This is a genomic window from Vibrio sp. Y176, from assembly GCF_033438945.1.
This window is the reverse complement of the sequence record NZ_JAWOQS010000556.1, coordinates 1-687: the sequence shown is the minus strand read 5'-3', so window position 1 is coordinate 687 and position 687 is coordinate 1. Positions and strand designations below refer to the sequence as shown.

The 687-nt window shown below is 46.0% G+C and carries 1 protein-coding gene; it reads left to right on the top strand.

Annotated elements, in window-relative coordinates:
* On the top strand, positions 1 to 687 hold a 687-nt coding region (locus R7O13_RS27270), incomplete at both ends, for a transglycosylase SLT domain-containing protein (protein WP_318305248.1).

The following is a 687-nucleotide window of genomic DNA, read 5'->3' as shown; positions in this document are numbered from 1 at the left end:
AGATAGCCACAAAGCCAAACTTTGGCTCAATGCGATGGATGACATCAAAGCGCATAAGAAAGTCCCTCTTCGCAAAAACGGCAACATCGCTTGGGTAATGCGACAAAACAGTCCTCAACTCAAAGCAGTGGTGAACAAATTCATCCAAAAATCTCGCTCAGGTACACTCCTTGGAAACGTCATATACAGCAAATACATCGACAATACCAATTGGCTCAATAAGGCACTTAACCCTAAGAAAATTGCCCAGCTAGAAAAACTGTCGGCGCTGTTTTCGCGCTACGGGGAGAAATATGACTTGGATTATTTGCTGATTGCGGCGGTTGCGTATAAAGAGTCCGGATTTAATAACAACTTAGTCGGCACAAGAGGCGCTGTGGGCATAATGCAAGTCTTACCGAGCACAGCGCGCGATCCAAACATCAACATCAAAAATGTTCGACAACTCGAAAACAACATCCACGCAGGAGCGAAATACCTAGCGTTTTTACGTCGGCAGTACTTTGGCGATAAGGCCATTACGGCTGAGAACAAAATTTACTTTACCTTGGCGGCTTACAATGCAGGCCCAGGTAATGTCGAGAAAATGCGCAAGCGAGCCGCACAGCAAGGCTACGACCCCAACGTTTGGTTTAATAATGTCGAAGTGGTCATGCGAAAAAGCCTCAGCTCAACGGTCAGTTATGT